16 protein-coding genes are annotated in these 17,499 nt (G+C 61.3%); 10 read left to right on the top strand and 6 right to left on the bottom strand.

Annotation, left to right across the window (positions count from 1 at the left end):
• Positions 1-101: 101 nt before the first annotated feature.
• On the bottom strand, positions 102-659 hold the full coding sequence (locus K0H47_RS11280; protein ID WP_063030009.1) for an NADPH-dependent FMN reductase: 558 nt from the start codon (positions 657-659) through the stop codon (positions 102-104).
• A gap of 226 nt (positions 660-885) precedes the next feature.
• Here K0H47_RS11280 and K0H47_RS11275 point away from each other — a divergent pair, with 226 nt between their 5' ends.
• Complete coding sequence (locus tag K0H47_RS11275; RefSeq protein ID WP_003209248.1) at positions 886-1,122, top strand: hypothetical protein; 237 nt, start codon at positions 886-888, stop codon at positions 1,120-1,122.
• A 4-nt stretch (positions 1,123-1,126) separates the two neighbouring features.
• Here the strand turns inward: K0H47_RS11275 and gspG are convergent, their stop codons facing one another.
• Complete coding sequence (gene gspG / locus K0H47_RS11270) at positions 1,127-1,555, bottom strand: type II secretion system major pseudopilin GspG (protein WP_218264586.1); 429 nt, start codon at positions 1,553-1,555, stop codon at positions 1,127-1,129.
• A 175-nt stretch (positions 1,556-1,730) separates the two neighbouring features.
• On the opposite strand from gspG, the gene K0H47_RS11265 reads away from it, so the two are divergent.
• Positions 1,731-2,633 carry a LysR substrate-binding domain-containing protein gene (locus tag K0H47_RS11265; RefSeq protein ID WP_201142901.1) on the top strand — a complete coding sequence of 301 codons (903 nt, stop codon included), beginning with the start codon at positions 1,731-1,733 and terminating at the stop codon, positions 2,631-2,633.
• An 819-nt stretch (positions 2,634-3,452) separates the two neighbouring features.
• On the opposite strand, the gene K0H47_RS11260 is transcribed toward K0H47_RS11265, so the two are convergent.
• The 3 genes from K0H47_RS11260 to K0H47_RS11250 all read right to left on the bottom strand — a co-directional run bounded on the left by K0H47_RS11260 (position 3,453) and on the right by K0H47_RS11250 (position 7,753).
• Positions 3,453-4,022, bottom strand: a complete 570-nt coding sequence (locus K0H47_RS11260; RefSeq protein ID WP_017480421.1) for a GNAT family N-acetyltransferase — start codon at positions 4,020-4,022, stop codon at positions 3,453-3,455.
• Between the two features lie 20 nt (positions 4,023-4,042).
• Positions 4,043-6,298: an arginine/lysine/ornithine decarboxylase gene (locus tag K0H47_RS11255; RefSeq protein WP_219272663.1), complete on the bottom strand. Its 2,256-nt coding sequence runs from the start codon at positions 6,296-6,298 to the stop codon at positions 4,043-4,045.
• Positions 6,299-6,379: 81 nt separating this feature from the next.
• Positions 6,380-7,753: a PLP-dependent aminotransferase family protein gene (locus K0H47_RS11250; RefSeq protein WP_219272660.1), complete on the bottom strand. Its 1,374-nt coding sequence runs from the start codon at positions 7,751-7,753 to the stop codon at positions 6,380-6,382.
• Positions 7,754-7,887: 134 nt separating this feature from the next.
• On the opposite strand from K0H47_RS11250, the gene K0H47_RS11245 reads away from it, so the two are divergent.
• The 5 genes from K0H47_RS11245 to K0H47_RS11225 all read left to right on the top strand — a co-directional run bounded on the left by K0H47_RS11245 (position 7,888) and on the right by K0H47_RS11225 (position 14,067).
• On the top strand, positions 7,888-8,364 hold the full coding sequence (locus K0H47_RS11245) for a carboxymuconolactone decarboxylase family protein (RefSeq protein WP_219272659.1): 477 nt from the start codon (positions 7,888-7,890) through the stop codon (positions 8,362-8,364).
• Positions 8,357-8,797: a GNAT family N-acetyltransferase gene (locus tag K0H47_RS11240; protein WP_177027384.1), complete on the top strand. Its 441-nt coding sequence runs from the start codon at positions 8,357-8,359 to the stop codon at positions 8,795-8,797. Before K0H47_RS11245 ends, K0H47_RS11240 begins: the two co-directional genes overlap by 8 nt.
• Entirely contained in the window at positions 8,794-9,417 is a 624-nt protein-coding gene (locus tag K0H47_RS11235) for an FMN-dependent NADH-azoreductase (RefSeq protein ID WP_219272657.1), read from the top strand. The genes K0H47_RS11240 and K0H47_RS11235 overlap by 4 nt, the downstream gene beginning before the upstream one ends.
• A 59-nt stretch (positions 9,418-9,476) precedes the next feature.
• Complete coding sequence (locus tag K0H47_RS11230) at positions 9,477-10,625, top strand: MalY/PatB family protein (RefSeq protein WP_219272655.1); 1,149 nt, start codon at positions 9,477-9,479, stop codon at positions 10,623-10,625.
• Between the two features lie 94 nt (positions 10,626-10,719).
• On the top strand, positions 10,720-14,067 hold the full coding sequence (locus K0H47_RS11225) for a hypothetical protein (protein ID WP_219272653.1): 3,348 nt from the start codon (positions 10,720-10,722) through the stop codon (positions 14,065-14,067).
• A 148-nt stretch (positions 14,068-14,215) separates the two neighbouring features.
• On the opposite strand, the gene K0H47_RS11220 is transcribed toward K0H47_RS11225, so the two are convergent.
• Positions 14,216-14,431: a molybdopterin-binding protein gene (locus tag K0H47_RS11220; RefSeq protein ID WP_003217010.1), complete on the bottom strand. Its 216-nt coding sequence runs from the start codon at positions 14,429-14,431 to the stop codon at positions 14,216-14,218.
• Positions 14,432-14,844: 413 nt separating this feature from the next.
• On the opposite strand from K0H47_RS11220, the gene K0H47_RS11215 reads away from it, so the two are divergent.
• From K0H47_RS11215 to K0H47_RS11205, 3 genes are read left to right on the top strand one after another with little or no spacing between them, the layout of a single operon-like run.
• Positions 14,845-15,816 carry an aliphatic sulfonate ABC transporter substrate-binding protein gene (locus K0H47_RS11215; RefSeq protein WP_063029989.1) on the top strand — a complete coding sequence of 324 codons (972 nt, stop codon included), beginning with the start codon at positions 14,845-14,847 and terminating at the stop codon, positions 15,814-15,816.
• Between the two features lie 10 nt (positions 15,817-15,826).
• The gene (locus tag K0H47_RS11210) at positions 15,827-16,660 is read left to right on the top strand and encodes an ABC transporter permease (protein WP_177071487.1); all 834 of its coding nucleotides are present in this window, start codon (positions 15,827-15,829) and stop codon (positions 16,658-16,660) included.
• 2 nt (positions 16,661-16,662) lie between these two features.
• Positions 16,663-17,376, top strand: a complete 714-nt coding sequence (locus K0H47_RS11205; protein WP_218264589.1) for an ABC transporter ATP-binding protein — start codon at positions 16,663-16,665, stop codon at positions 17,374-17,376.
• Positions 17,377-17,499 lie beyond the last annotated feature (123 nt).

The following is a 17,499-nucleotide window of genomic DNA, read 5'->3' as shown; positions in this document are numbered from 1 at the left end:
AGAGGTCTGGTATCGGATTTTCTAGGAAGCCCGGCGTGGGCTCAAATGCTTAAGTGAACAGCATTACGCTTAAATAGCGGGGTCTTTTTTCGCGCGGCTAATCAACCGTGTTGTTTTTCCACCCACTTCCCGTAGGCATCAATAAACGCCTGCAAGAACGGCTTGGTCTTTTCCGACAGCTTGCCCGACTCGTCGAACACACTGCCCGCCCCGCCCAGGTAGGCTTCCGGCTGTTGCATGCACGGCACGTCAAGGAACACCAGGGATTGGCGCAAATGGTGATTGGCCCCAAAACCACCGATGGCGCCCGGGGACACACTGATCACCGCACCTGGCTTGCCACCCCAGACACTTTGGCCATAAGGCCGCGAACCGACGTCAATTGCGTTCTTCAATACACCCGGCACCGAGCGGTTGTATTCGGGGGTCACAAACAGCACCGCGTCGGATGAACGCACGTGTTGACGGAAAGTACTGTAGGCTGCCGGCGGTGAAGCGCCTTCAAGGTCCTCGCTGTAGAGCGGCAAATCGCCAATTTCGACAATGTTCAATTTGAGGTTGGCGGGCGCCAACTCAGCCAATGCCAGGGCGACCTTGCGGTTGATCGACTCTTTTCTCAAGCTGCCGACCAGTACGGCAATCGTGTAGACCTTGCTCATTGGGGTTTCCCGATTTCTGACTAAGGAGCTTGTAGTTATAGAGCCTGCGCGACGCTATCACCAGCGCGTTTTTGCAATCCCAAGGACGTTTACACCGCAAATGGACTTGTAAGTAATGTCTGAAAAAGTCAACGAATAGTATTTTTTTTCAATAGGTAAACTACCCCGCTCTCCTACGGTCTACAGAACCGCAAATCGAGTGTTTATCTCCAGAGGTTCTAAACAGATGGCAGCAGTACTTGTCGGACAGTTCCATGCCAGAGACGCGGAAGGTCGCGTTTATTCGGTGCATGAGTTCCAGGAATCCAACCCGCCCCTCGACGGCCTGGCTGGATCGGCGCCCACCACCACCTACAAGCTGGCCATTGGCGACCGCGTAGAAAAACTGGATGGCGATGAGTTCAGGCTGATTCAGTCGGGCACTATCATCACCCGCGAATCCGCAACGATCCACGCTTCATAAGACGTTATTCCCCATAGGCGATATCAACATTATCGCCGACGCCTCCCAGTGTCCGGTCCTTGCCGAACGAGAACAGATCAAAGTTGGTTTTGGCCTGGCTGGGAGGATAGTGGTACTGATAGGCCACGCCCCAGGGGTCTGTCAGCATGTCCTCATCCTTGAGATAGGGTCCCCGCCACTTCCCTTCCCCCGTTGGCTGAACCGTCAACACCGCCAGACCCTCGTCGTCGGTAGGATAACGCCCTACATCCTGATGAAATTGCTCGACCGCCTTGCCCAGCACTTTCAGCTGTACCTTGGCCGTGGCGATTTCGGTTTGAGTCACGTCGCCAAAGATCCGCGGCCCAACTGCAATCACCAGCACACCGACAACCAGCACGGCCACCAGCAGATCCCACAACGAAAACCCGCGCGTGTGTGTTTTACCGAGCATCGATAAAGCTCCCCGTGGATCCTTTGGTTGATACGCCCTTTATATGACCTGTTGGTTGCAGGCGCCAAGGGACTTGACCGTGCAAGTCTAGTTGGGCCGCTGCCGTGGCGGGTCTTTTTTCCACACCCGGGCCTGAGCCATTGAATCCACGTCGCGCTGAACATAGACTCCGGCCATGCGTTTACGTCATATCGAAGTCATTCAAGCGATTTTACAGACCGGACACCTCGGCACTGCCGCCGAATGGTTGCAACTGCCCGTGGCCGATGTGGACGCGACGCTCAAGGATGCCGAGCTGCAATTGGGTTTCATGCTGTTCGCCAGTGTGCGCGGACGCTTGCAGGCCACCCGGGAAACCCTCGAGCTGCAGGGCGAAATCGCCCACTTCTATGCGGCCCTTGAGCCGGTGCAACGCCTGGCCAGCAGCCTGAAGCACCACCATGCCCCGCCCTTGCGCGCACTGTGCACCCCGCCGCTGGCCAATCAACTGCTGCCCCAGGCGATCGCCGTGCTGCGCCGGCGCTTTCAAGACACGCCGTGCAACCTCTCCAGCCACTCCACCCGGGACATCGTCAAGAGCCTGCTGCTGCACGAAGCAGACCTTGGCCTGAGCCTGCACGACCCGGAACATCCGCAGATCCACAGCACGCCACTGGCTCACGGCAAGTTGCAATTGCTCGCGCCCCATGGCTGGCTGAAGCCTCGGCAGAAGTACATTGCGCTACAGGAGCTGGCCGGGCAGTCGATGATCGGCCTTGAAAACCAGGACCCGCTGAGCCGCCTGCTGGACAGCAAACTGCAAGCCCTGCGCCCGCTGCCGGTGGTGCAAACGCGGGTGCAGACCTACCAGATGATGCGCAGCATGGTAGAGGCCGGGGAAGGTCTGGCGATTGTCGACCCGTTCACCGCCACTGGCGCACGGGAAGCCGGGCTGGATGCGTGCCCATTGTCACCGCCGATGGTGGTGACCTTGTATGCGTTGACCCTGAAGGACAGCGAAGCGTCGCCCGCCTTGAATGCGTTGCTGGAGATTGTCACCGAGAAGGCTGAAAGCCTGCTAACAAGCACACTGCCTTGAATGTGGGAACTGTCGAGCCCTGGCGAGGCTGCGAAGACGGCGGCATGGTCGATAAAGAGGTTGCCTGACACACCGCTATCGCGGCCTCGCTGGGGCTCGACGGCTCCCACAGGGGTTCGGGGGAAGTCTGGAAGTTTTGTGTTTGATCGCAAGCACTCGAGTTGCGCAAACCGAATGTGGGAGCTGTCGAGCCTTAGCGAGGCTGCGAAGACGGCGGCATGGTTGATAAAGAGGTTGCCTGACACACCGCTATCGCAGCCTCGCCAGGGCTCGACAGCTCCCACAGGGTTTGGGGGAAGTCTGGGAGTTGTGTGTTCGGTAGCAAGCACTCGGGTTGCGCAAACCGAATGTGGGAGCTGTCGAGCCTTAGCGAGGCTGCGAAGACGGCAGCACAGTCGATAAAGAGATCGCCTGACACACCGCTATCGCGGCCTCGCTTGGGCTCGACGGCTCCCACAGGGTTCGGGGGAAGTCTGGGAGTTGTGTGTTTGACCGCGAGCACTCGGGTTGCGCAAACCGAATGTGGGAGCTGTCGAGCCTTAGCGAGGCTGCGAAGGCGGCGACACAGTCGATAAAGTGGTCGCCTGACACACCGCTATCGCAGCCTCGCCAGGGCTCGACAGCTCCCACAGGGTTTGGGGGAAGTCAGGGAGTTGTGTGTTCGGTAGCAAGCACTCGGGTTGCGCAAACCGAATGTGGGAGCTGTCGAGCCTTAGCGAGGCTGCGAAGACGGCAGCACAGTCGATAAAGAGGTCGCCTGACACACCGCTATCGCAGCCTCGCCAGGGCTCGACAGCTCCTACAGTTGATTGGTGAAGCTCAGACCGCTTCCAGTTCTGTCTTGAACAACCGATACCAGAAAATCGCCACTTCACGGGTCTGGGGATCAATCCCGCGATAGCGCAGGTGGTCGATCCCGCCCATCACATACCCGCAGCGCTCATACAGCCGGCAGGCACCGAGGTTGTTGTTCTGGGTTTCCAGCATCATCCCCGGCAAGTTCTTCTTGCGGCTCCAGAATTGCGCCACGTCCAGCAATGCCTTGGCCACCCCATGGCGCCGCGCCGGCAACACCACCGCCAGCTCATCCACATGGGCAAACCCGTTCCAGTTGGTGCTGACCACTATGTGCCCAACGGGCCGGTCATCCAGGTACGCCATGAACACCGCACTGTCGGCGGCGTCCCGAAAGCTGGCGAACTCCTCAGGGTCGATGCCGTAGCATTTGCGGTACGGCACGATACGCTCCACCGCCCACTGATCGACGCGCTTGCCCATTTCCGGCACACCATAGGCATTGACCTCAAAGCTGAAGTCGTTACCCCACACGTAGGCGTCAAATCCCTCATCAGCCACACGGACACTGAGACCCGGGTACTTCGGGTTCATTACAGCTTGCATAAACATTCTTAACCCTTGATGCAATCGACGGTGTAACAGCGACCATTGCCGTCATCTTCGTGTTGCAGTCCATGAACATCGGCGACAAAGCCGGGGAAACTACTGTCGAACGTCCTGGCAAACGCCAGGTAATCAATGATCGAGCGAGTCGATTCGGTGAACCGCTCACCCGGCATGATCAACGGAATACCCGGCGGATAAGGCACCAGCATGACCGCTGCGATGCGTCCTGGCAAAGCGTCGATGGACACTGCCTCGACTTCGCCCTTGACCAACAGGTCGTAGGCATCGGCCGGTTTCATGGCGATTTCCGGCAAGACCGTGTACATCCGCTTCAAGTGCTTGGCCGTCGCATTACTGCGGTAACAGCTGTGCAACTGGTCACACAAGTCCTTCAACCCCAACCCTTGATACCGCACCGGGCCCTGCTGAAACACCGATGGCAAACAGACAGCAAGGCTCACGTTGGCGTCATAACTGCGCTTGAATTCCAGCAATTCGGTGAGCAGGGTACTCCACTTGCCTTTGGTGATGCCCATGGAAAACAGCACGAGGAACGAATACAGCCCGGTCTTTTCCACCACCAGCCCACGTTCCCAGAGGAATTTACTGACCACCGCAGCGGGGATTCCGCACTCGCTCAAGGCCCCGCCGGCGTTCAGGCCGGGCATAACCAGGGTGACTTTGATCGGATCCAGAAGCACGTAGTCTTCGGCGATATCACCAAAGCCATGCCAGTCGGCCTGGGGTTGCAGCAGCCAGTCCGCCGTCACCACCCGGTCGATGCCCGCCACCAGCGGCGGCTGCCAGATGGAGAACCACCAGTCTTCAGCGGCAATGTGCTGGCGCAGGTTGGCCAAGGCGCGACGAAAGCTCAGGGCCTCGTCAAACATCTCTTGCAGCAACGAGCGCCCCGCCGGGCCTTCCATCATCGCCGAGGCCACATCCAGGGAGGCGATGATGCTGTACTGCGGCGAGGTGGAAATATGCATCATGAACGCTTCGTTGAAGCGATCCCGGTCGAGCTTACGCACACCGCCATCCTGCACATGAATCATCGACGCCTGGCTGAACGCCGCCAGCAGCTTGTGGGTGGAGTGTGTGGTGAACACCAGCGGGCTGTCGGCCGTGCGCGACGTGCCCATGCCGTAGCGCCCGGCGAAGAACTCATGAAACGCCGCGTAGGCATACCAGGCTTCGTCAAAGTGCAGCACCTCGACACTGTTGCCCAGTTGCTGCTTGATCAGCTCGGCGTTGTAGCACAGGCCGTCGTAGGTGGAATTGGTGACCACCGCCAGCTTGACCTTGGCCGGTCGCCCTCGGGTCAACGGGCTGGCGTCGATTTTCGCGCGGATCGATTCGGTGCTGAACTCGCTCAGGGGAATCGGTCCGATGATCCCCAGTTCATTACGCTCCGGGCACAGGTACAACGGAATGGCGCCGGTCATGATGATCGAATGCAATACCGACTTGTGGCAGTTGCGGTCCACCAGCACCAGGTCATCCCGGCCAACCATGGAATGCCAGACGATCTTGTTGGCGGTGGACGTGCCATTGATCACGAAGTAGGTGTGATCCGCGCCGAAGTTGCGCGCCGCCCGGGCCTCGGCTTCGGCCAGCGGGCCGGTGTGGTCCAGCAGCGAACCCAGCTCCGGCACCGACACCGACAAGTCCGATCGCAGGGTATTTTCCCCGAAAAACTGATGAAACGCCTGCCCCACCGGGCTTTTGCGATAGGCCACGCCACCGCCATGGCCGGGGGTGTGCCAGGAGTAATTGGAATCCGCCGTGTGCTGCACCAGGGCCTTGAAGAATGGCGGCAACAGGCCATCCAGGTAAGCCCGCGCGGCCCGTGCGACTTGCCGCGCGAGAAAAGGCACGGTGTCTTCAAACAGGTAAAGAATGCCCCGCAATTGGTTGAGTTCGCTCATGGCGTCGGCCGGGGCGTTTTCCAGGGTGACTTGCTCACCCAGGGCAAAGATCGGCAGGTTCGGCGCCCGCACCCGCGCCAGGCGGATCAGCTCCACCATGTTTTGCATCAGGTGGGTATTTTCCCCGGCGCCCTCGGCGGCGATCAGCATGCAGGCCAGGCCGTGATGGGTCGAAGCCACCAGGCGGCCCTCGGCGTAGTCCACCGCCGAAAAGATACTGAAGCCCTCCTGTTCCAGCTCCCGGGCAATGCCCCGGACGCGGTCGCCGGCAACGGTGTCGGCCTTGATGTCGCGGTGTACGATCAGAACCGGGAACTTCAGGTCTTTGTACATGAGCGCTTGGCGTCCTGGGGGCTATGCCTTCAGGGTAGAAGCTCGGAGCGGATGTGGCGAATGAAGATGTTCAACCAGCCTTCATAAAGCCCCTCTGATGACCTCCCGCAACAGCAACGCCGCCTCCACGGCATGCTGGCGCGTCGCCAGGTTGGTGAAACCCATCAACAGGCCTTGCTGGCGCCCCGTCTCGATACTCCAGACAGACAGTGCCTGAATCCCCAGCCCCGCGTCGGCAGCCTGAGACGCAACTGCCTGATCAGAGACCTCCACCCGCAACCGCGCCAACAAATTGATCCCGCCAGACTGTTCATCGACCTGCAAAAATGCCCCGCAATGACTGTTCAGCGCATCCACCAGAAAGCCGCGCCGCTGGGTATAGAGCTGGCGCATTTTTTTCAGGTGGCGGGTGAAATGGCCCTGGTCGAGAAAGTCGGCGGTGGTGGCTTGCAGCAACTCGGCACTGCGGTTTTGCAGGATGCGGGCGCTGGCCTCAAAGGCCGGGAGCAACGCCTGCGGCACCACCAGATAGCCCAGCCGCAAACCCGGGAACAGCATCTTGCTGAAGCTGCCCGAGTAAATCACCCGGTCCGCCGTGTCCTGGCTTTTGAGCGCCGCCAAGGGCTGCCCCTTGTAACGAAACTCACTGTCGTAGTCGTCCTCCACCAACCAGCCGCCATGGGTCTGCGCCCAGTCGAGCAGGCTACGGCGCCGGGTGGCACTGAGGGCGACACCCAGCGGGCTTTGGTGAGCCGGCGTGACAATCGCCAGCCGCGCCTTTGGGGCACGTCGTACGCCCTCCTCGACATCGAGCCCGTCACGGTCGACCGGCACCGGCACCAACTTCACCTCCAGGTGGAGCAACAACTGCCGCGCATGCAAATAGCCCGGGTCTTCGAACCAGCAGTGCTTGCCTGCCATCTGCAACGCATCACACACCAGCGCGAGGCACGCCGAGTAACCCGCACACACGAACACCTGCTCCGGCGAGCACTCCACACCACGGTACAGCGCCAGGTATTGAGCAATCGCCACACGCAGCGACCGGGCACCCCGCACGTCACCCATGGCCAGGCTGTTGACGTCGACACGCCGGACCTGCCGGGTGACCAGGCGCGCCCATAACTTGCGCGGAAAGCTATCGAGCGCCGGCAAGCCCAGTTGCAACAGGCGCGGCGCAGAGGTCGGCGCCAAGGGCTGCGATTCGACCGCCAGCGACTTGATCGACCGCTGCGGCAGCGCATCGGCCACCACCGTTCCCGCTTGCCCGCGCGCCAGGAAGAACCCCTCGCTGACCAGCAACTGGTAGGCCGTCTCCACGGTGCCCCGGGCCACCTTCAACTCCTGGGCCAAGCTGCGCACCGACGGCACCCGTTCGCCAGGACGCAGTTGGCCCTGATCAATGGCCTGGCGAAAGCGCCGGTAAATCTCCTGGTATTTGGGCAGTGACGACATCGTTATCCGGCTCACAGTGAATCAGCGCTGGAGTCTGATCTTGTCCCAACCCGCTTGTCCATTCTTGGCCCTATTGAGCCGGCGACCAGGCCGCCAAACTGACGACATCACTTCACCACAGCAAGGAACACAGCATGCAACACCGTCTCGACTACGCCCAGGCAGCGCCCGCCGGCTACAAGGCCCTTGGTTCGGTGCACAGCTACATCCACGGCTGCGGCCTGGAGAAGGAGTTGATTGACCTGGTGTACCTGCGGGTTTCCCAACTCAACGGTTGCGCCTACTGCCTGGACTCTCATTCCCGCGACCTGCTCAAACAGGGCGTGAGCCTGGAAAAGCTGATGCTGCTGGCCGCATGGCGCGAAGCCTTGCCGTTGTTCACCCCGCGTGAATGTGCCGCGTTAGCGTGGGCCGAGTCGGTCACCCAGGTCGCACACACCGAGGTGCCGGACGAACACTATGCCGAGGCCAAGGCCCTCTTCGACGACAAGGAAATTGCCGACCTGACCCTGGGTATCGCCCTGATGAACGCCCTGAACCGCGTCGCCATCAGCTTTCGCAAAGTCCCTGCCGCCGTAAAAGCGCACATGGAGCACGGCAACCATGAATGACGCTATTGAGTTTTTGCACATCGAAAGCGACGCCGACTGCCTGGCCTGTTTTGCCGTCATGCAGCAACTGCGGCCAAAACTGGAAGACCCGCACGCCTTTGCCCAGCAGATCCAGCGCCAGCGGGAAAACGGTTACCGCCTGCTGGCCGCCCGGGAGAACGGCCAGGTGCTGGGCCTGGCCGGTTACCGCCTGACGGAAAACCTGCTGTATGGCCGCTTCATCTACGTCGATGACCTGGTAGTGGACGCGTCCCTGCAACGCCGACGCCTGGGCGAACGGTTGCTGGATCAGGTACGCCAGCACACCCGCCGCCTGGGTTATCGCTATCTGGTGCTGGACACCGGCATGCACATGGCCCTGGCCCAGCGCTTCTATTTCCGCCAGGGCCTGCTGCCGCTGGGGATGCACTTTTCCCAGGATCTGAACCAATGACCCGCGCCCTGCTGCTGAGTTTCAGCCCCCACGGCAAGGCGGCCCAGACCTTCCACCTGGCCCGCGCCCTGCTCCGTGAACAGGCGCCCGAGGCCGAAGTGGTCGAGCGCGACTACGGCGGCCAGGCCCTGCCACCGTTGACCCGGGAATACGCCAACGCACTGACCACGCCCGGCGGGCTCAGTGGCGCGGCAACGGCGCTGTCCGAGCAACTGATCGTCGAGCTCGAGGCTTGTGACCTGCTGATTATCTGCACCCCGGTGCACAACTTCACGGTGCCGGCAGCGCTTAAGTGCTGGATCGATCATGTGGTGCGTATCCATCGCAGCTTCACCGTCAACTCGCAGTTTGAAAAAGTCGCCTTGCTCCAGGACCGGCCAACCTTTGTGCTGGTCAGTTCCGGAAGTTCGCGAAAAAACCGTGAACCCGACTTCCTTACGCCCTACCTGCAGGCAATCCTCGGCACCGTGGGTATACGCACGGTCGAGTTCGCCTATCTGGGCGCCATGGTCCGTGGCGAAGCCGCCGTGCAACGTAGCGTGGAACAGGCCCAACAGCAGTTGTCCGGGGCTTTTTACCGGCAAGCGGGAGCCCAAGCGGCAATCAGCTCTGGCGCGTAAAATTAATGGCGCTAGAATCAGCGCCATTTCCACGCCCGCCTCCCTGACACGAGCCACCCATGAGCTTTGACTTCGACACGATCCACTCCCGCCTCGGCACCGGCAGCACCAAGTGGAGTCGTTACCCGCAAGACGTTCTGCCGATGTGGATTGCCGACATGGACATCGCCGCGCCACCGGCCGTGCTTCAAGCGTTGCACGAGCGACTGGGTCAGCAGATCCTCGGCTACAGCGTGGCCTGCGATGGCGTGCGTGAGGCGGTCGTCGCCGATTTGTGGGCCAAGTACGCCTGGCGCGTACAGCCGGATGAGCTGCTGTTTTTGCCGGGTGTCGAGCCTGGTTTCAACATGGCGTTGCACGCGTTTGTGCAGCCTGGGCAACCGGTGGTGTTGCAAACCCCCAATTACCGCCCGATTCGCCTGGCCCCTGCCCACTGGAACCTGCCGAAGATCGAAGTGCCGTTTGAGTTGAGCGCCGAGGGCGAGTACCTCACGCCGTTGCCAGCGATGCGTGAGGCACTCAAAGGTGCCGGCGCGCTGCTGTTGAGCAACCCGCACAACCCGATAGGCAAGGTGTTCCCCCGCGAAGAACTGCTGGCCGTGGCCACCGCCTGCCTGGACCAGGGCACGTTGATCGTCTCCGATGAAATCCACGCCGAGCTGTGTTTTGACGGCCGCCGGCATATCCCCACCGCCAGCCTCAGCCCGGAAATCGCCCAGCGCACCATCACCCTGATGTCGGCGAGCAAGGCGTACAACGTCGCTGGGTTGAAGACCTGCTTTGCGGTGATCCAGAACCCCGAGATCCGCGAGCGCTTCAATCACGCCCGCTGCGGCATGGTCGACAGTGTCAGCCCCCTGGGCCTGGAAGCCACCCGCGCAGCCTACAGCGACTGCGGCGACTGGCTGCAGGCGCTGGTGGCCTATCTGCAAGCCAACCGCGATTACCTGCTGAACGCCGTGCAAACCCGCCTGCCTGGCGTCGTGATGCATGCACCCCAAGGCACCTACCTGGCCTGGCTGGATTGCAGCGCCCTGGGCCTGGACGACCCGCAACAGTTCTTCCTCGACCAGGCGAAAGTCGGCCTCAGCGCCGGCCTGGAGTTCGGCGATGACAGCCAGCAGTTCGTGCGCCTGAACTTCGGCTGCCCGCGGGCCATGCTGGAAGAAGGCATTGCCCGCCTGGAACGCAGCCTGCGTCACCGTTAAGGCGCAATTCACAACTTTTCGCAACGACCGCCGAACCCCTGCTGTTACTGTTTTTGCCGATTCGTCCCACCGGTAACAGCAGGAGTTCCATGGCATGACGACCCAGCCGCTAAACCGCTCGACCGACCCCAAAGCCCTTCCTCTCACACCGCCCAAGTCCGGCGCGGCGTTCCACGTGCTGCTCAAGAACAGCGCCAACAACAAGAAGGTCGAGGCCGGCGACAAAACCGCGCAAGGGCTCGCAGCCAGCAAGGAACAAGGCTATGAACTGGCCGCCAAGGACGCCGCACCGCCGGCGAGCCTGGGTGACTACAAGGCCATCGGTCCGGCTGATGAAGTCGGCCCCGGCCTGATCCGTTATGAAACCCAGGATGGCAAGAAGGTCATTGTCAGCGAAAAAGACAGCCCCGACCTGTTCAAGCAAGTCAGCGCCGACTTCAAGGCCCTGTCCGGCGTCAACGCCAGCGAAGCCGCCGGCTACGAGCACCTGGGCAGCGATGCCACGGCCCCGGAAAAACTCGGTGACTACAAATCCCTCGGGCCGCCCGACGAAACCGGCCCCGGTGTGATTCGCTATGAAACCCAGGACGGCAAGAAGTTTGTCATCAGCCAGCGAGACAACCCCGAGGCCTTCCAGAAAGCCAAGGAAGCCTACGAGAGCTTCACAGGCCTTACCAACAGCGAAGATGCCGGCTACAAACGCGCCAGCGACAACGAAGTGTGGCCGCCCTACGCCGGCACCACCGTGGGTCCCAAGGATGAAGTCGGCCCCGGCCTGATCCGCTTTGAAAGCAATGGCCAGAAAATGGTCGTGGCCCGGGACGACAACCCCAAGTTGTTCGACTACCTGGCAGGCCTGCACGAGGTCTACACCAACCCCGACAAAAAGGCCGCCGTAGAGTCCGCCCTCAACGACGGCTCGACCCTGGCAGATGCCAATACCAAGGTGCCGGAACTGAATGACTACAAGGGCTTCGGCTGGATCGAAGGCCAGCAAGGCAACGTGCTGACCTATGAAACCCACGACGGCACCAAGGTGGTGGTGTCGGCCGATGTCAGCCCGGAACTGTTCAAGAGCGTGGCCACCGCCCAGGACACCTGGAGCAAGATCCACAGCAGTGAAGACGCCGGCTACAAGCTGGCCGGGCCGAATGATTTCCTGAAAAACACCGACATCACCTTCGGCTCCCCCGACGAGCTGGGCGACGGCCTGATCCGCTATGAAACCAGCGAAGGCAAGGTCATCGTCTCCAAGGAGCTCAGCCCGCAGCTCTACGACGAAGTGGTGGCGAAATGGGAAGCCTGGAGCGCCGGCACCGTCGACGAAACCCGCGCCAAGTACAACCTGCCGAGCAACGACGAGCTGGACGTGCTCAACCTCGACACCGGCGTGCATGCCGACAAGGACGACGACAAATCGCCGACCCAAAGCGTCAGCGAACTGGCCACCACTGAACTGATCGACACCTACCGCGCCGGCGTCAAGGACGGCTCGATTCCCAAGGACGACCCGCGAGCCAAACTGGTCCGCGCCCTGGAAGCCCAGGCCGCCTACCAGAACGGCCATGGCATCACCGGCTACGAAGAATCCAAGCGCCCGTTCAACACCACCTGGCGCGAGTTCGATGACAAGCAGACCGAACTCACCTCCGCCGACATGCACGACATCATCGACGGCAAGGCGGTGCAGGAGCAGATTGGCGAACTGTTCAAAGACCCGACCGTGCAGGCCGACTACAAGACCAAGATGGACGACGCCATCAGCCACCTGCCCAACAAGGACGAGATCAAGCAGAAGCTCCTCGACCTGACCAGCAACCCCGACTACGTGCTCTACCTCAAGGACCTGCAAAAACAGGGCAAGAGCCACGAAGCCCAGCAAGACCTGAGCAACACCCTCACCTCGCTGTCGCTGTTCGACCCGGAAGCCGCTACCAAGGCCGCGCAGAATATCCAGGCCGACGGGCTGACCACCGACCTCAACGAGATCCTCTCGGACCCGAGCAAGATCTCCGACGAGAACAAGGAACTGGCCACCAAGGACCTGTTCGGCCTGCTCAAGGGTGTGCTCAAGGGCAACCTGCTGGACCTGCCGCGTCGCAGCCAGGAAGTGCTGGAGAAATTCCTCAACGAGGGCCTGGAGGGCAAGGAGAAATCCTCGGCCGTGACCAAGGCCCTGGAAGAACTCGGCGACGTCTATAAGAACAGCGGCACCATCAGCGAAGCCGACGTGAAAACCGCCCTGAGCAAACCCTATATCCCGGTGGCGGATCGCGGCATGCTCGGCGAGGTGTTCAACACCCTCAACAGCAAAGGCATCCTCGGTTCGATGGGCGCCGGCGTCAGCCTGTTCTCGGGGATTTACCAACTGGTGGGCAAAGGCGGCAAGCTCGGCGAAACCCCGGCCCAACGCATGACCATCGCCAAGGACTTCCTGAGTTTTGCCGGCGGCGCGAGCCACTTCGTCAAGCTCGGTGACAAGATCGGCGAAGCCCTGGGCAAGGGCGGCTTGGTGGACTTCCTCGGCCTGGACAAGACCCTGCCGGAAATCTGGGGCAAGGAAGGTGCGGCCGGCAAAGTCATCGACTTCAGCAAGCCCACCGAGATCGACTCAAAGGTCAGCAAGGAAATCGCCGCCGCCCTGGACGCGGTTCCCGACAGCCAGTACGACGGCGTCGCCAAGCTGTTTGGCGAAGGTGACAAAGCCGTGACCGAAGCCACCGAAGGCCTCGCCACTCACCTGGATGATGGCCTCAAGGCCGCCGGTGCGGCCAAGCTTGGCGCCTCCCAATCGGCGAAGATCGCCGGTTCCGTGATCAAGGTGCTGGGCCCGGCAACCGACATTGCCGGTGGGTTTGCCGACATTGTGCTCGGCGCCCTGGCGATCAAAAGCGGTGTGGACAGCAAAGACCCCTTGGCTCAGGCCGCAGGTGGCTTGCAAGTGGCCGGCGGTGCGTTCGGCGCCTCGGCCGGGGTATTGGGTGCGGCGGCGCTGTTCGGCGCGGGCACGGCGGCGGCGCTGACCGGGCCGCTGTTCCTGGTGGGCGTGGTGTTGGCGGTGGTGGGCGGGATCATTGGCTACTTCGTCGACCACAACAAAAAACAGAAGGCCACCGAGAAGGAAAACGACTGGTACCGCGACCTGGCCGGCGACGGCTTGTTGCAGGACAACTGGGCGGACAAGGTCGAATACGCCCACTACGAAATTCACCACTACCACGGCCGCGACACGCCGACCGATGACAGCCTGTTCCGCTTCCAGCAATCGGAGTGGGAGCATTTCGACTCGACACCCCAAAGTGGCGGCTCGTCGAGCAACCGGCTGGATGGGGATTTGCACAAGGACTACAAGGACCCGAGTGAAACGCCCAAGGCACTGCCGGATGCTTCGGATGAGAAGCCGGGGTCACGGCCATCAGGAGGCGGGCCTCGGCTCAACTAACCCTCCAACGGCTGTATGCAAAACAAAATGTGGGAGCGGGCTTGCTCGCGAAAGCGGTGGATCAGTCACTGTAGATGTCGACTGTCACACCGCATTCGCGAGCAAGCCAGCTCCCACATTTGGATTGGGTTCACAACTGGACTCGGGTTTACAGCTTGGCGATCGACACTTCAGTCGACTTCACAAAGGCAATCACTTCACTGCCCACCTTCAATTCCAGGTCACGCACCGAGCGCGTGGTAATCACCGACGTCACGATCCCCGACGCGGTTTGCACGTCGATCTCGGACACCACTTCGCCGATCAGGATTTCCTTGATCACGCCTTTGAACTGGTTGCGCACGTTGATCGCTTTAATGGTCATGTCGGCTTTCCTTTGGTCTGTTGGGTCAATCCGCACGAATGCGCAGGCACTCAAAGTGCCCTATTCGTGAAACCAACAAAAGGAATATATAACTCTTTATTTATTCCATAAAAACATATGCAAGCTGTTGCACAGCCAACAGTGATTCAACAAAGTGCCCACCTCCCCACTCCCAACCGCTCCCCCACGTAGCAGCTGTCGAGCCTGAGCGAGGCTGCGTCCGCGGTGTATCAGACAGACCGCTGACGCAGCCTCGCTTGGGCTCGACAGCTGCTACGTGGGGTATTGCCCGGCAGCACGAAAGACGCTGGCACAGAGACTGCATATTCCTATAACGCATGATGGAACATGCCATATGAATTTTCTGAATATAAGAAAAGCCTTCTCTTTCCCGCCTTGCCCGGAGCTGTTCCATGAAACCCTTCGTCAACACCCTGTTGGGCGCCTGCGCCCTGGCCCTCAGCCTGCAACCCCTGGCCCATGCAGCGGAAACTGACCCTGCGCAAGTCAACCTGGATTACGCCTATTACTCCCCGGTGAGCCTGGTGCTCAAACACTTCGGCTGGCTTGAAGAAGCGCTGCCGCAAACCAAGGTCGGCTGGGTGTTGAGTCAAGGCAGCAATCGCTCGCTGGAATACCTCAACAGCGGCGGCGTCGACTTCGCCTCGTCCGCCAGCCTGTCAGCAGTATTGAGCCGGGCCAATGGCAGCCCGATCAAGTCGGTGTACGTCTACAGCCGCGCCGAGTGGACCGCACTGGTAGTACGCAAGGATTCCACCTTCAAGAGCGTCACCGACCTCAAGGGCAAGAAAATCGCCGCCACCAAAGGCACTGACCCATACCTGTTCACCCTGCGTAGCCTGCAGAAAGCTGGCCTGAGCAAGGACGACGTGGAGCTGGTGCACCTGCAACACCCGGACGGCCGTACCGCCCTGGAAAAAGGTGATGTCGACGCCTGGGCCGGTCTCGACCCGCACATGGCCGCCAGCGAAATCCAGGCGGGCTCGCGCCTGCTGTACCGCAACAAGGACTTCAACAGCTACGGCGTGGTCAGCGTGACCGACAAATACGCAAAGGAGCATCCACAGACCATCGCCAAGGTGCTCGGCGCCTATGAAAAAGCTCGCAACTGGGCGGTCAAGCACCCTGACGAATTCGCCAAGCTGCTGGCCGACGAGTCCGGCCTGCCCCTCGACGTGGCCAAGCTGCAACTGTCGCGCACCGACTTGAGCAGCCCGTTGCTGACCGCACAGGACGTGGTGTCATCCAAGGCCGCCGCGCCGATCCTGGTGTCGGAAGAACTGGTGCGCCGTGGTGTGAATGTGGATCAGGTGATCGACCAGTTGATCGACCCAAGCTTCGGCCAGGCCTTGCCTCGTCCATAAGGGGAGCGTCATGAGCAGCAAAAGCGAAACCCTGCCCGTCGCACTCGCGCCAACGCTCACCGTGCAGCGCAGCGCCTGGCCGCGGCGGCTCAAGGGCCTGGCGTTGCCGGTGTTGATCCTGGTGATCCTTGAAGTGGTGGTGCGCATCGGCTGGCTGCCGTCCTACCAGATGCCGGCCCCCAGCGAGATCGCCGTGACCCTCACCGACCTCGCCGAAGGCGCGCTGTGGAAACACATCAGCGCCAGCCTGTTACGAGTGCTGCTGGGGTTCGCCATTGGTGCCAGCCTGGCGCTGGTGTTTGCCGCCTGGGTCGGCTTGAGCCGCGAGGCCGAGGCGTATCTGGAGCCGACCTTCGCCGGCCTGCGCTCGATCCCGAGCCTGGCCTGGGTGCCGCTGTTGCTGCTATGGCTGGGCATTGATGAGACCTCGAAGATCGTGTTGATTGCCATCGGCGCGTTCTTCCCGGTGTACCTCAATGGCGTTGCAGCGATACGCGACATCGACCGCAAGCTGGTGGAAGTCGGGCAGATGTATGGCTTCAGCCGTACGCGCCTGGTGCGTCGCATCCTGTTGCCCGCCGCCCTGCCCGGTTTGTTCACCGGCTTGCGCAGCGGCCTGAGTTTGGCGTGGATGTTCCTGGTGGCGGCCGAGTTGATCGCCGCCACCAAGGGCCTGGGTTACCTGCTCAGCGATGGCCGGGAAACCTCACGGCCCGACATTGTGCTGGCGGCGATCATCGTGTTGGCGCTGCTGGGCAAGATCAGCGACGGCCTGTTGGCCGCCCTGGAAAAACGCTGCCTGGCCTGGCGCGATACCTTCAACGGCCAAGGCCCGGAGCATTGAGCATGAGTGAAGCGCTACTGGATATTCGCGTCGAGCGTAAGAACTTCGGCGCCACCACGGTACTGACCAACGTCCACTTGGCCCTGCAACCCCGGGAAGCGGTGAGCTTGCTGGGACCCAGCGGCTGTGGCAAAAGCACGTTGCTGCGGATCGTCGCCGGGCTGGAAAAGGACTATCAGGGGGAACTGCTGCAAGGCGGTGGTGAGGTTGCATTTGTCTTCCAGGAGCCGCGTCTGATGCCGTGGCTGACGGTGGAGCAAAACATCGGCTTCAGCGATGACGATGGCTATGACAAGGCCTGGGTCGCGCAGTTGATTGATGAGGTGGGGCTGACGGGGTTTGGCGGGGCGTTGCCCAAGGCGTTGTCGGGCGGGATGGCGCAACGGGTGGCGATCGCTCGCGGGCTGTATTCGAGACCGCAGGTATTGCTGCTGGACGAGCCGTTCAGCGCGGTGGATGCGTTTACCCGCATGAAGCTGCAGGACCTGTTGCTGCAGTTGGCTGAGCACCATGGGATCGCCTTGCTGCTGGTGACTCACGATGTGGACGAAGCGCTGTACCTGAGTGACCGGGTGTTGGTGATGGATAACCGGCCCAGCAGCATTCGCCAGGAGCTGGCGGTGGAGCTGGTGCATCCGCGGGATCGGCGGGATCCGCTGTTGGCGCGGCTCAAGGCACTGGCGCTGACTGAGCTGCAGCGGGCGCATGTGATCTGACCGATGCAGTGATCCCCCCTGTATTTGTGTTGGGGGCGAGTTAGGCTGGGGGGCATATCCGTTATTTAGGTAACGGCCGCTTATGGTTCCGCTCTTACAGCGGCTCACTTTTGAAAAGCGCAA

The sequence above is a fragment of the Pseudomonas sp. Xaverov 83 genome, from assembly GCF_019352905.1.
Taxonomy (GTDB): domain Bacteria; phylum Pseudomonadota; class Gammaproteobacteria; order Pseudomonadales; family Pseudomonadaceae; genus Aquipseudomonas; species Aquipseudomonas yamanorum.
Note: the sequence above shows the minus strand (reverse complement) of the source record. Positions and strands in the feature narration are given on the sequence as shown.